The following is a 12,834-nucleotide window of genomic DNA, read 5'->3' on the forward strand; positions in this document are numbered from 1 at the left end:
AAGACTCCCTTATTACGCTTTTACAAGAAATAGCGGTTGTCCATATTCAACAAGCTGTCCGTTATTAACAAGAATTTCAACAATTTCGCCCTCTACATCAGCATCAATTTCGTTAAATAACTTCATAGCCTCGACAATACATACGATAGAATCTTTCGATACTCTATCCCCAACACTTACATATGGAGGTGTATCAGGCGAAGAAGAAGAATAGAATGTACCTACCATCGGTGATGTGATTTTATGTAGGTTTTCATTTTGAACAACCTTCTTCTCTTCTTGTTTTGGCACTTCTGCTTGCGCTGCTGCTACTGTCGTTTCAACTTCAACAGGCGCTACTGGTTGCATAGCTTGTTTTGCTGCAGGTGCTTGCACAGCAACAACTTCATTACCACGCTTTTTCATTTTGATTGTTGTACCGTCTTTTTTGTATTCAAATTCATCAATATTAGAGCTATCAATTAATTTAATTAATTCACGAACTTCTTGAATTTTAAACATGTAAAATCCACTCCCATACTCTTGTTTGTCCCGTTTTTACAGATTCTCGTCACGAAAACTAGATTGACTGTAAAAATACGATGTACTCTATTAGAAAATATATTTCATTAACTAATAGAAATATTTACTATTTCCATCTTACGATAAATTTTTTAAACATTCCAATTTATATTTCTTTATAATAAATCGAAATTCCTGTAAAAATATTATTCCAATAAAAATTTAATACCTAGTAATAATACCAAGTTTCACATGAAATTGGCAAGACCACTTCTTAAAAAACATTCACTACTTTTGCAAAACGTTACAAAGCAAACATGCCATTCCCTCCTCACTCTTCACCACACCTATAGTCAATAACATATTTTTACCAAATATTATTTTTTTGTTTACACGCCGTTCATCATTCCTTCATATAAGAATAGTATGTTCAAAGTGTAGAAAATATATTGTGTTGAGGTGTGGAAATATGATATGGCTCATTCTCTTTTTACCTGCCGTAATCGTTTGGGCATGCGTTCTTTTCATCCACGTCAAATCCGGAAAAAGTAATCATCAGTACCATGAACCATTAATCTTTTACTCACAACGTGTTTCTCCATTCCGAGTTGAACATAGTAAAAATAATTACAAAGACGACATAGAAAAAAGCTATCGAAAATGATAGCTTTTTTCTATTCACACATTTACTTACATACTCTATTTTACTATTTGCATACCCTTTGCTTAGTAAAAGATAATAATCCGCAGGGAAATCCCTACGGATTAAAGTTTCACTTATTTCGCTGGTGGATCAAATTTCACACCTACATCTTTTGATCCGCCTTCACTTCTTACAAGTTGAATAATTTTATTTGCTTCTTTCTGTGAATGTTTTGCCGCTTTAACCGTTACTCTAATATCAGTGCCATCAGCTCTTACAAGAGCATCTGGATATCCTCCTTGAGATTTAATTACTGTCTCAAGTAATTCTTGCTTCGTTTCCATTGTCGTAATGGCATCAAAATTTTCTTTCGCTTTATTCTTTTCTGTTGCTGAAGCTTTTGTTGAACTCATCACTTCTTGTAATTTTGCTTTTTGTTCACTACGCTGATCTTCCATTTGCATACGTAAAGCTGTGAAATTCTCATCACTTGATTGAACTGATACATTGCCCTCTTTTTTACTTGTTTCTTTTTTTGCATTTTCTTTTTTGTCTGTTTCTTTATTTGTTGTTTCCTTGCTTGTATTTTCTTTTTTCGGAGTTTCTTTAGGCGCTTCGTTTGTTACTGCTTTATCAGTACCTTGTTTTTCTTGTCCAATCTTTTCACCTGTTGCCGGCGATGCTGTATTCATTTTGTCAGGAGTTGTCACGTAATACACAGATAGTACAACAACTAAACTTAACATCGTTAATAACCAAACTGTTTGTTTTTTTAACACTTTATTTCCTCCCTATCAATTTTTCGGTGAAACTGAAACGCGATGGGCCGGTACATCTAGCAGCCTTATCACAGCTTCTTTTACCATTGCTTTAACTTGTATATTATCCACTCCCTTTGCTACGACAAGAACACCACGTACTTTCGGCTTCTCTGTTCGTAAAACAACAGGAGTTTCTTTATCCCCTTCACGTATAATGACAGTCTTTTCATCAAGAGACTCGTCCTCTACTTCTCTCTTACCGCCTGTTTTATCTGTTTCACCTGTTGTTTGTGAGCGTTTCACTGTATTTTTTTCTAAAATTTTTTCTTCAGATGAATCTAAATTCACTTTAATCGTTACGTCTTTTACTCCTGCTATTTCTTCTAAAGCAGTTTTTAATTCTTGTTCATACGCTTTTTCATATTTTTCTACATTTGACATATTATCATTATTTTTTTGTCCAAAAGTTGGTACATCTTTTTCCTGGTTTTGAGTTTTTTGTTCTTTAAATACAGGTACTTCTTCTTTTTTACTTGAAAAAAAACTACTAGAAAACATAAGCAAAATTCCAAGTATGAGTAGGACAAGTAAGAACTTAGGTGTTACCTTTCTTCCCTTCTCATTACTTTCTTTTTCATCTCCATTCAATAAGTTTCGAAAAAATGAGAACTTCGAATTTTTATCTTTATTGTCCATTTACTCTACCTGTCCTCCCTTCCATTTGAACTTGGATTTGTTTATTCTCTAGTTGCCACCTGCTTGAAAAGAAGTCTTTCATTTCTACATTCGTTTCCTCTACTTTTTTCGGTGGTTCTTTCGTGTTAATTTCAACTGGTTTTACTGTTTCGATTGCATCATTTTTACTACGTTCTTTTTCTTTTAACGTCACAACAACAGATTGAATATCTTTCGCTGACTTTACTTCCGCTGTGCTTTCCGCTGCGACTATTTGTATTTCAGAGACTGACATACCATACTGTTTCTCAAACTCTTTTCCTACTTCTTTTTTCATTTTGGTAGCCATCTCTTCTAAACTATATGCACGTGTTAGAGCTTGTATTTCTTTTTTCTTCGAATCTATTGAATTTTTTACAGATCCTTCTGCTACGTACTTTTCTTCATTAAAATTTGCAATTACTTCATTTACATCTGTCTGCAATAGTTTAAAAAGGGGTGTTAAAATTAATACGACTAACAAAAGACTTACAACGAATTTAACGTATTTTTGCAAATTCGAATTTGGAAGAATAAGATGAAGCATTGTCGCTAAGAGCAAAAAAACGATAATATTTCTGATCCACTCTGTAACAAATTGCATACTCTTCACCTCCTACCGCATCATAAGTGTAATATTCCCCGCAGCAATAATAATTGTAATACTTAAAAAGAACATAAATGATACGATAGCTAAGCAAGCAAATACGTAAATGATGCTTCGTCCAATAATGTCTAAGCATTGAATAATTGCTCCGCCGCCAACCGGTTGCAATACTGCTGCTGCGAATTTATAAATAAATGCGATACAGAAAATTTGAATCGCTGGAAAAGCAACAATTAAACATAAAATGACGAGCCCAATAATTCCGACTGTGTTTTTCAATAATCCTGATGCGCTAATAACAGTATCTGCCGCTTCTGTAAACATCCTTCCGACTACTGGAATGAAGTTCCCTGTTACAAATTTAGCAGTTTTCACAGCTATTCCATCAGCAACGGCTGTTGCTGTTCCTTGTACAGATAATACTCCTAAAAAAATCGTTAAGAAAATACCGATAATCCCAACGCTAACGTTTTGCAGAAGCTTGGACAATTTCGTCACTTTATATTGATCACTCATTGTACTTACAATACTTAATATCGTTGCCAGTAATAAAAGCGGTAGAACGATATAATTCATAAGAAGCCCGCTTGTATTCATTAAGAAAATGATAATCGGATGAAAGAAAGATACAGATACAACCCCGCCACCAGTCGCTATAAGCGCCAATAAAATTGGCAATAGCGCTAATATGAAATCTACCATTGTTTGTATCGTTTCTCTTGCATATGTCATAACGACATAAAAACTATTTAAAGCAAAAATAATAAGTACCATATATACAACAGCATCAGCAATTTTACTTACACTACTTTTTGAAAAAGCGGATTGCAGTGATTGCAACAATGCACTAAAGATTGTGAGCATAATGAGTGTGCCAAGCAGTTTTCCATTAGCTGCAAGCTCATGAAATAAATATTTTAATAACCCTATCATCCACTCTTTTAGAGAGAATTCTTTTTCTCCCTTTACAAACTCCATAAAACTCCCTTTTTGACTCTCTGGCAAATAGCCTCCATATTTTGTAACAAGCCCGTCCCAAAATTGCTTCACATCTTCAATTCCGAGCTTATCCAATTGTTGATCAACGACGTTTGTTTCTACAGGAGAAGCTTGTACAACAACCGGTAAAGAAAAGAAAAGGAAGCAAGCAAATAGCAGCTTAGCTCCAAACCTCCTCAACATTCACTCCCCCTTATCCCGTCGGTAAAAATCCGAGAATAGTTTCAATTACAACCGTCAAAATAGGAATTGCCATAACGAGAATTAAGATTTTCCCAGCAAGTTCAATTTTCGAAGCGATGGCACCTTGACCAGCATCTTTTGTAATTTGAGCTCCAAACTCGGCAATATAAGCAATTCCAATAATCTTTAGTAACGTTTCCACGTAGACGTTACTAACTTTCGCTTCACTCGCTACTCTCTCAATCATTTGTAAAATAGAATGAATTTGATCGATTAAAATAAGAAACATCACGCTACCTACGAACACAATAAATAAAGATGTAATACTAGATTTATGCTGGTTCAAAACAGCAGCTAAAAACGTAGCAACGAGGCCTAATCCGACAATTTGTATAATTTCGATTCGAACCGCCTCCTTTACTGGAAGAGAAAGACACTTTTAATCTTGTCGAATAGCGTATTAATTAAAAATGCAACATGAAATAAAATGACGACAAAACCGACAAGGATAACCCAATTTGCAATATCCTCACGCTTCAATTCTTTTAGTACAGTATGAATGAAAGCTAAAACAATGCCGATTCCGGCGATTTGAAATATTAATCCAACATCAATGGACATCGCCTTTCTCCCCCCTATAGCAGTAAAATTACAATTAGTAGCCCTGCTAGTACCCCTAAGCTCTTAATCATTTTTTCGTATTGCAGTTGTAAAGCTTTCGCTTCCTCTTCTTCTCTCTCCAAATGTGTAATACATAAGCGAATATGTTTTTGTTGTGATTCACGATCATGTTGCCCGAGCGTTTCACCAAATTGCTGCAGTATTTCATACTCGGTTTGTTGAAAAGCCGTCAACTTCCAATTCTCTTTCAAACTATCTATCCAAGCTTCCCTTACCGTTTGTTCTCCACTTTCTAGTTTTTTAGCGAAACTTTGAAATATCCAATTTAATGGCTTTGGCATTTGTTTAACTAATCGCTCGGCAGCCTCAGATAAAGGTGTGTGTCCATACATAATTTCTGCCTCTAATGATTGAAGTGCTGATTTTAATAACCTAAGTTGCCTCGGCCTCTCACTGTATCTTTTAGCGTACGAAAACCCGAAAAAGGTGCTGACCGCAACGATTAACACTGCACCAAATATTTTCACCATACGCCCTCAGCCTTTCTATTTGATAACACTGGTTTTCCATATTTATCTTTCACCTGCATAACCGTTCCTGGACCCCTCGCTTTTGACAACTCCACAAACCTATCAAATATACCAAGCTCTAGCACTGCCTTGAGCGATGGACGTCTCACAACATCCTCATAGGAAAATCCGTGTGCGCTTATAAAAAGCTGAACACCTGCATGCACTGCCTCCATAATTGCTTCACTATCTTCTTTACGGCCAATTTCATCTACGATCAAAATATCAGGACTCATAGAACGAATCATCATCATCATTCCTTCTGCCTTTGGACATGCGTCTAACACATCGACTCGGGTACCAAAATCATATTGCGGGATTCCTTTCACACAGCCAGCAATTTCTGAACGTTCATCAACGATCCCCACTTTACAGGAAGGAATTTCCGAAGCACTTACCCCTTGACTCATGCAACGTGCTACATCTCTTAAAAGTGTCGTTTTTCCCGTTTGGGGAGGGCCAATTACCATCGTGTTTAACCACCTTTTTTCATACAAATATGGCAAAAGCGGTTCAGCAATCCCTATTTTTTGACGAGCAATACGAATATTAAAGGAAGAGACATCACGAATCATTTTCACTGCGCTTTTTTCTGTAATGACTTTTCCTGCTAACCCGATTCTATGCCCCCCGCGAAGCGTCACATACCCACGTTTTAATTCCTCTTCCATCGTATAAATTGAGAATTGACTTAATTTATTCAATAAGTAAATAGCATCCTCTGCAGTAGTGATATAGTCATAAAAAAACACCTTTCCGTGTGCAATACACTCTAGCGGCCTTCCAATTCGAACACGAATTTCCTCTAAAGCATCGTATTGCTTACATTCTTCAATTAAGTACTTCATCGTTTTTGGTAAAACTTCTAATACCTCTTTCATCGGCTTCTCCCCACTATACTCGACTTACTATTTCAGTAATGCGATAAAAATACAGCAAATTCCAAGCGCTAGAAAAAAGAGCTTCAAGAAAGAAATTTCACTTGCTACACTCGCTATCCCAATTGTCATTGTTAAAATTAATACGGTAGGTCCAACAAACGCCAACATACCATTTATAAACAACGCTTTCTTCGCATCATTCACATAAAGCATAAGCAAAGCAGCAAATATCTCCGCACTACCTGAAAATAATCGAAGTGCCCCCATAACAAGCACGGATGTTTCCATTGCCGCTAGCCACTGTTTCATTCTTCCACCTTCTCCCGTAACAGTTACTAACTTCGTATTCTAAAAAAGAATATATTTGTACAACCATATGCAGAGGTTGTCTATTTCAGAAGTAAAAACATAATTTTTCTCTAAAGTCCGAATTAGAATCTGAATATTCATATTATTTTATGGTATATTATGGTATATTTAATTTGAAAGGGGTTTAAACCATGCAGCACGTCACTTTATTACCACTAGATTTATGCTATACAAATGTGATTTTCGAGCTATCAAGTGATCCACATATAAAAAATGCATTGGGGATAACGGTAGAAAACATCGAAGACACGAAAACATTTCTTCTTTTCGCAATAGAAGAAGAGCGTCAAAAGAAATCCTTATCGAGAATGATTGTGAATGAAGAAAATGAAATAATTGGCCTCACCACACTTAAACATATTAATAATGAAAAAAGCAATCTCACATTGGTAGTTGGATTGGCTATCCATACTGGGGAAAAGGCTATAACGAGGCTGCTAAAAAAGAAATCTTTAAAATCGCCTTTTTAGACTTACAACTTTCCTACGTATTTGCTGGTGCTAAAACGAATAATATCCGCTCACTAAAAGCACAAGAAAAACTACCCTATATTTCATTGCATGTGGAAAACAAGTTTCCAGACGAACACGCTGCACTAGAGAAAGAAGTAAGGTCACCTTGCTCTCTGCATGTCGTGTCACGTGAAAATTTTTTAAACTGGTTGAAATTACAGAATGAGGAGGAAAAATATGAAGGCATTGAAAATTAGTTTAACCGTTGTAGTAGAATTAGCTCTTATTTATCTTTTTTCATTATTAGTCGGTTGGTCATTTATAGAGACCTTTTTCCTTGGTAGTTTAGCAATATTTGCAATTATGTGGTTAATTATTATGAGTAACCATAGAAATAACATTACAGATCACGCAATAAGCAAAACATTAACTGGCGTTGAGACTGGCGAAATAAAACCATTTCAAATTGTTTTGACTCCATCTATTATGGGTACTCTTTCACTTGTTTTAGTCAGTTTTATAGTAACAGCTATTTACTATCTACCCTATTTCCTATAAAAAAAACACTCGTGAATTATCACGAGTGTTTTTTTACTATGCACGAGAAACGTATTTACCTTCACCAATGTTGATGATAAGCATTTCGCCTTCGTTAATGAAGATTGGTACTTGTACAACAAGACCAGTTTCTAATGTAGCTGGTTTTGTTACGTTAGAAGCAGTATCACCTTTAATACCAGGCTCTGTTTCTGTAACTTGTAATTCAACTGTGTTTGGAAGTTCAACACCAAGTACTTCGCCTTGGTAAGTCATAATTGCTACTTCCATGTTTTCTTTTAGGAATTTAAGCTCGCGCTCAATTTGTTTTTCACCAAGTTCGATTTGCTCATAAGTTCCGTTATCCATAAATACGTGAGCCTCACCGCTTGCGTATAAGTATTGCATACGACGGTTTTCGATGTGTGCTTTTTCTACTTTCTCACCTGCACGGAATGTTTTCTCTTGAACAGAACCTGTGCGAAGATTACGTAGTTTAGAACGAACGAATGCAGCACCTTTACCTGGCTTTACGTGTTGGAAATCAAGTACTTGCCAAAGGGCATTGTCCACTGAAATTGTTAAACCTGTACGAAAATCGTTTACTGAAATCATGTAAAAAAATCCTCCTGTGTATTACAAAATAATAAGTTCTTTTGGTGATTTCGTAATTACTTCATTACCTTCACTTGTCACAATGATATCATCTTCAATACGTACGCCGCCAATACCTGGAATATAAATACCTGGCTCTACTGTTACAGCCATACCTGGTTCAAGTACTGTATCAGAACGGAACGCTAAACCTGGTGCTTCATGGATTTCAAGACCTATTCCATGACCAGTAGAGTGTCCAAAGTATTCACCATATCCTTTTTCCGTTATGTAGTCACGCGTTAGCGCATCAGCCTCGCGACCTGTTAAACCAGCTTTAATACCGTTCACACCACGTAGTTGTGCTTCTAAAACGATATTATAAATTTCTTTTAATTTATCAGATGGTTCACCGACTGCAATCGTACGAGTAATATCAGAACAATATCCTTTGTAATAAGCGCCGAAGTCTAATGTAACGAAATCTCCTGTTTCTATCACTTTTTCAGATGCCACGCCGTGCGGTAATGCCGAACGAAGACCTGAAGCAACGATAATATCAAACGAAGAAGATGTTGCTCCTTGTTTTCTCATGAAAAATTCAAGTTCATTTGACACTTCAATTTCAGATACTCCCGGGCGAATGAATGATAGAATATGCTCAAAGGCAGCATCTGCAATCTGTGCAGCTTCCTTTAATATCTTAATCTCTGAATCAGTCTTTATCAAGCGTAACTTTTCTACAAGTCCAGAAGTCGGGATAAATTCAGCATCAATCGCTTCCTTATGCACTGAATAAGAACTATATGTAAGAGTATCTTGCTCAAAACCAAGTTTTTGAATTCCAAGCTCTTTCACTTGCTTTGCCACTTCATCAATGATCAATCCTGCGTGCTGTACAACCTCATATCCAACCGCTTGTTTACTTGCCTGCTCGACGTAACGGAAATCTGTAATAAATTGAGCACGATCTTTTGAAATAAGAACAACGCCTGCTGTTCCTGTGAAGTTAGCCATATATCTACGACTATGTTCATTTGTTAACAAAATACCGTCAATGCCAGCCTCATCAAATGCACTTCGTAATCTTTCAATTTTCTCCATTACTTTATGCCTCCCTCAATTTCTCCATTAATGCAAATAATGCTAACTTATAGCCATAAAAACCAAATCCTACAATTTGACCTGCACAAACAGCTGCCGTCACAGATTCATGACGGAACGATTCACGCTGATGAATGTTAGAAATATGTACTTCAATAACAGGAATCGAAATGCTCGCAATGGCATCACGAATCGCATAGCTATAATGCGTAAATGCTCCCGGATTTAAAATGATCCCTTCATATATATCTTCCGCTTCATGAATAATGTCGATAATGGCACCTTCATGATTCGATTGGAAACATTCTAACTCCACTCCCATTGTTTCTGCTTCTTGCTTCATATCTGCTTCAAGTGTCGCTAGCGTGCCCTTTCCATATACATTTACCTCACGAACACCGAGGCGATTTAGGTTAGGACCGTTTACGAGGAGTAACTTTTTCATATTCTTAAAACTCCTTAATATTAAATATCTATACAATATTTTAACATAGGAGTTACTTATTTGAATAGTTCGTCTTCTCTTGCCCTTCTTGTTCTGCTTTATTGCTATTTACTGCGTAAGAAACAGAATATGCTATAAACACACCATACAATATAAAAATACATATTGTCGTCACAATTGTCTCTTTTGGTAAATGGAGCGCACTTTTAATAACAGGAGCCACTAAACCCATCCCCAAAAACAGTAGTGCCCACCAAAATAGCCCATAAATAATTCCCGCTATAATCCCTTCAAACTTCGCAAAAAATGCTTTATACAAAAAGGCGATCAAAATTGAAAGAAGTCCCATACACACTATTCCGAACACATTGCCCCATACCCCCTCTTTCCAACTTCCAAACGCAAATGGTAAAAGGAAATAATTCGGTCCCGCCTCCGTGAATGAAAATATATGAAGGAAATACCAGATCCCGCCCCAAAAGATTCCACCAAACAAACCAATCTGCACAAAATTCCTTGTTCCTAATTGTTCTTGACTCACATCGACACCTCCGCTCAATAGTATGCCCGAAACTATTTTGAAGCATGTTTAAATCCTGCGAAATTTGTCTATAAAAAGAATAAGAAATGTCCGACTCTCATAACATTTTCCCTTGTCATCTACTTGTATTTGCCGATAAAATAAAGGAAACTCGGTGATTGTCTTATTTCAAAACGACAGAACCCAGTATGACAATTGCCTCTTTTTCTACATAAGAGAGAAACAAATACAGGTTGGTGTTAACATGGCAGAAGAGTCAAAACAAATATATGGCGGGCAAGCGGTCATAGAAGGAGTTATGTTTGGCGGTAGAGAATATACTGTTACAGCGGTTCGTCGTAAAGATAAATCGATTGAATTTTATCGATTACCACGCGTTCGTAATAAAGTACTATCTACCCTAAAAAAAATTCCATTTTTACGAGGGATTGCCGCTATTGTGGATGCAAGTGCGAATGGAGCAAAGCATTTAAACTTCGCTTCAGAACGATTTGACGTCCACCCAGAAGATGATGAACAAATTGCAAATAAAAAAGAAGAACAATCAAAATTAACGATGGTATTAGGAGTTGCAGCTGTTGGCGTTTTATCTTTTATATTCGGTAAAGTCATTTTCACAGCAGTTCCTGCACTATTAGCTGAATTAACGAGACCGATTTTCCCATCTCATACTGGGCAAATCATTGTCGAAAGTGTCATTAAGCTCATGCTATTATTGAGCTATATATACTTTATTTCTTTAACCCCACTTATTAAGCGGGTATTTCAGTATCACGGTGCAGAGCATAAGGTAATCAATGCTTACGAGAATAACCTTCCTCTGACTGTAGAAAACGTTCAAAAGCAAACTCGTCTCCATTATAGATGCGGCAGTAGCTTTATTATATTTACAGTCATTATTGGAATGTTCGTTTATTTCCTAGTCCCTACAGATCCTCTTTGGGCACGAGTTATAAACAGAATTTTATTAATTCCAGTTGTACTTGGTATTTCTTTTGAAGTATTGCAATTTACAAATCGATTACGAGATATTCCCGTATTACGCGTACTTGGATATCCTGGATTATGGCTACAACTATTAACAACGAAAGAACCAACAGATGATCAAGTGGAAGTAGCAATTGCATCGTTTGAAGAATTATTACGTTTAGAGAACAAACAATAATTATTTAAAAATGGTGTTCAACTCCTTTCCTCATCGTTAATATACTAATTTCAATATATGTTTTTAGGAGGTGTCCCTTATGAACGGTCGTTCGTTTACTTTCGCTATATTTGTGCTTATTATCGGATTGGCAATATTCGGCCTTGTTTCATCTGTTATTACAAATCCCATGGGTGTATTAAGAAATATCGGGTACATGTTACTTGTTGTCGGTATCTTTTACTTGCTATACAAGATGTTTACAAATTCCAGTGGTTCCGCAAATTCGCAAAGCTCATATAAGCGTGCGGCAAAACAATCGAACCGCAAACATGGGAAACAAAATGTAGCACCCCTAGGCAATTCTTTCTTTAAGTCAAATACTTCTAATGACAAAAGTAAAAAAGGGAATTCTTCCACTTTGAAACGAAAAAGAAAACAGTCTCATTTAACTGTCATTGAAGGCAAAAAAAGCAAAAAGAAAGACCGTGCTTCCTTTTAGGAAATACGGTCTTTTTTTATACTTTGAAGCACTTCTTTTAAACTTTTCTCTCTCATACTTTCAATTCGAAGATGATGATTTTCAAACGGTAAATTCCGTGTCACATCATTAGGTACCACAACGCACGTTAATCCCGCTGCAACTGCTGCTCTCAATCCATTTAATGAGTCTTCAAATACAACAGCTTCAGATGGCTTAATTCCTAATTCTTCTATTGCAACTCGATAAAGAGCTGGATCTGGTTTTACCTTCTCAACATCTTCTCTCGTTTTAATTACTTCAAAATATTCTCGAATTTGTAGCTCTTCTAAAAAATGAATAACCCATTCTCTAGAAGAACTAGAAGCTAGTGCAATTTTTAATCCCATTCCTTTCGCTTCTTCTAAATATTCTTTTACCCCGTCACGAGCTTCTGGTATTCTCATTTTCTCTTTATGTAAAGTTGCCACTTTTTCTTTTAATACACTTTTGTTAAACTTCTCTTTTAATTGATCATTTAAATATGTATAAAGTACCTCATCTGTTGTTCCAATGCATTTCGCAAATTCCTCTAAAGGTAGTTCCCCGCCGTATTCACGAACAGCATCTCTGAAAGAGTGAAACCATATCGTTTCTGTGTCCACAATTAATCCATCAAAATCAAAAATAATTGCTTTCATAATTCTCC

At 36.2% G+C, this 12,834-nt stretch carries 19 protein-coding genes and 1 pseudogene; 5 read left to right on the plus strand and 15 right to left on the minus strand.

Translation table 11 applies throughout. From position 1 onward, the window contains the following. Positions 1–12: 12 nt before the first annotated feature. Complete coding sequence (accB, locus tag MHH55_RS14995; RefSeq protein WP_000472866.1) at positions 13–501, minus strand: acetyl-CoA carboxylase biotin carboxyl carrier protein; 489 nt, start codon at positions 499–501, stop codon at positions 13–15. A 469-nt stretch (positions 502–970) separates the two neighbouring features. Here accB and MHH55_RS15000 point away from each other — a divergent pair, with 469 nt between their 5' ends. Beyond that, the gene (locus tag MHH55_RS15000) at positions 971–1,165 is read left to right on the plus strand and encodes a hypothetical protein (protein WP_002179810.1); all 195 of its coding nucleotides are present in this window, start codon (positions 971–973) and stop codon (positions 1,163–1,165) included. A 113-nt stretch (positions 1,166–1,278) separates the two neighbouring features. Here MHH55_RS15000 and MHH55_RS15005 read toward each other — a convergent pair whose 3' ends face one another. The 9 genes from MHH55_RS15005 to MHH55_RS15045 are packed head-to-tail and all read right to left on the minus strand — an operon-like array spanning position 1,279 to position 6,788. Continuing rightward, positions 1,279–1,923, minus strand: a complete 645-nt coding sequence (locus MHH55_RS15005; protein WP_000914710.1) for a SpoIIIAH-like family protein — start codon at positions 1,921–1,923, stop codon at positions 1,279–1,281. A gap of 15 nt (positions 1,924–1,938) precedes the next feature. Then, a complete protein-coding gene (spoIIIAG, locus tag MHH55_RS15010; protein WP_000368880.1) occupies positions 1,939–2,601 on the minus strand; it encodes a stage III sporulation protein AG in 663 nt (220 codons plus the stop codon). After that, entirely contained in the window at positions 2,591–3,223 is a 633-nt protein-coding gene (gene spoIIIAF, locus MHH55_RS15015; protein WP_001161052.1) for a stage III sporulation protein AF, read from the minus strand. Before spoIIIAF ends, spoIIIAG begins: the two co-directional genes overlap by 11 nt. A 12-nt stretch (positions 3,224–3,235) precedes the next feature. After that, positions 3,236–4,408 (minus strand): stage III sporulation protein AE, encoded by a 1,173-nt coding sequence (gene spoIIIAE / locus MHH55_RS15020; protein WP_000946110.1) that lies wholly within the window; start codon positions 4,406–4,408, stop codon positions 3,236–3,238. Between the two features lie 10 nt (positions 4,409–4,418). Beyond that, a complete protein-coding gene (gene spoIIIAD / locus MHH55_RS15025; protein ID WP_077393170.1) occupies positions 4,419–4,802 on the minus strand; it encodes a stage III sporulation protein AD in 384 nt (127 codons plus the stop codon). A gap of 23 nt (positions 4,803–4,825) precedes the next feature. Beyond that, positions 4,826–5,029: a stage III sporulation protein AC gene (gene spoIIIAC, locus MHH55_RS15030; protein ID WP_000020914.1), complete on the minus strand. Its 204-nt coding sequence runs from the start codon at positions 5,027–5,029 to the stop codon at positions 4,826–4,828. A gap of 14 nt (positions 5,030–5,043) precedes the next feature. Then, complete coding sequence (gene spoIIIAB, locus MHH55_RS15035) at positions 5,044–5,559, minus strand: stage III sporulation protein SpoIIIAB (RefSeq protein ID WP_000238702.1); 516 nt, start codon at positions 5,557–5,559, stop codon at positions 5,044–5,046. Further along, positions 5,553–6,479: a stage III sporulation protein AA gene (gene spoIIIAA / locus MHH55_RS15040; RefSeq protein ID WP_000665905.1), complete on the minus strand. Its 927-nt coding sequence runs from the start codon at positions 6,477–6,479 to the stop codon at positions 5,553–5,555. The genes spoIIIAB and spoIIIAA overlap by 7 nt, the downstream gene beginning before the upstream one ends. A 27-nt stretch (positions 6,480–6,506) precedes the next feature. Then, positions 6,507–6,788 carry a YqhV family protein gene (locus MHH55_RS15045; RefSeq protein WP_000816050.1) on the minus strand — a complete coding sequence of 94 codons (282 nt, stop codon included), beginning with the start codon at positions 6,786–6,788 and terminating at the stop codon, positions 6,507–6,509. Between the two features lie 191 nt (positions 6,789–6,979). On the opposite strand from MHH55_RS15045, the pseudogene MHH55_RS15050 reads away from it, so the two are divergent. Both MHH55_RS15050 and MHH55_RS15055 read left to right on the plus strand, forming a co-directional pair. After that, positions 6,980–7,557 (plus strand): annotated as a pseudogene (locus MHH55_RS15050) (GNAT family N-acetyltransferase). Beyond that, on the plus strand, positions 7,538–7,858 hold the full coding sequence (locus MHH55_RS15055) for a hypothetical protein (RefSeq protein ID WP_000645572.1): 321 nt from the start codon (positions 7,538–7,540) through the stop codon (positions 7,856–7,858). Before MHH55_RS15050 ends, MHH55_RS15055 begins: the two are co-directional and overlap by 20 nt. 36 nt (positions 7,859–7,894) lie before the next feature. Here the strand turns inward: MHH55_RS15055 and efp are convergent, their stop codons facing one another. Genes efp through MHH55_RS15075 form a run of 4 tightly spaced genes read right to left on the minus strand, consistent with a single transcriptional unit; the run spans position 7,895 to position 10,521 of the window. Further along, positions 7,895–8,452 (minus strand): elongation factor P, encoded by a 558-nt coding sequence (gene efp, locus MHH55_RS15060; RefSeq protein ID WP_078186519.1) that lies wholly within the window; start codon positions 8,450–8,452, stop codon positions 7,895–7,897. A gap of 21 nt (positions 8,453–8,473) precedes the next feature. Next, positions 8,474–9,535 carry a Xaa-Pro dipeptidase gene (gene pepQ / locus MHH55_RS15065; protein ID WP_000411040.1) on the minus strand — a complete coding sequence of 354 codons (1,062 nt, stop codon included), beginning with the start codon at positions 9,533–9,535 and terminating at the stop codon, positions 8,474–8,476. A gap of 4 nt (positions 9,536–9,539) precedes the next feature. After that, positions 9,540–9,980: a type II 3-dehydroquinate dehydratase gene (aroQ, locus tag MHH55_RS15070; RefSeq protein WP_000735140.1), complete on the minus strand. Its 441-nt coding sequence runs from the start codon at positions 9,978–9,980 to the stop codon at positions 9,540–9,542. A gap of 52 nt (positions 9,981–10,032) precedes the next feature. After that, positions 10,033–10,521 (minus strand): YqhR family membrane protein, encoded by a 489-nt coding sequence (locus MHH55_RS15075; RefSeq protein ID WP_134207623.1) that lies wholly within the window; start codon positions 10,519–10,521, stop codon positions 10,033–10,035. Positions 10,522–10,765: 244 nt separating this feature from the next. Here MHH55_RS15075 and MHH55_RS15080 point away from each other — a divergent pair, with 244 nt between their 5' ends. After that, positions 10,766–11,686: a DUF1385 domain-containing protein gene (locus MHH55_RS15080; RefSeq protein WP_000807121.1), complete on the plus strand. Its 921-nt coding sequence runs from the start codon at positions 10,766–10,768 to the stop codon at positions 11,684–11,686. 79 nt (positions 11,687–11,765) lie between these two features. Continuing rightward, entirely contained in the window at positions 11,766–12,167 is a 402-nt protein-coding gene (locus tag MHH55_RS15085) for an SA1362 family protein (RefSeq protein ID WP_001014463.1), read from the plus strand. Here MHH55_RS15085 and MHH55_RS15090 read toward each other — a convergent pair. Continuing rightward, positions 12,164–12,826, minus strand: a complete 663-nt coding sequence (locus MHH55_RS15090; RefSeq protein ID WP_048538414.1) for an HAD family hydrolase — start codon at positions 12,824–12,826, stop codon at positions 12,164–12,166. The two genes, MHH55_RS15085 and MHH55_RS15090, sit on opposite strands and share 4 nt — an antisense overlap. Positions 12,827–12,834: the final 8 nt, after the last annotated feature.

Origin of the sequence: Bacillus sp. FSL K6-2944 (genome assembly GCF_038005385.1) — a bacterium.
GTDB classification, from domain to species: domain Bacteria; phylum Bacillota; class Bacilli; order Bacillales; family Bacillaceae_G; genus Bacillus_A; species Bacillus_A cereus.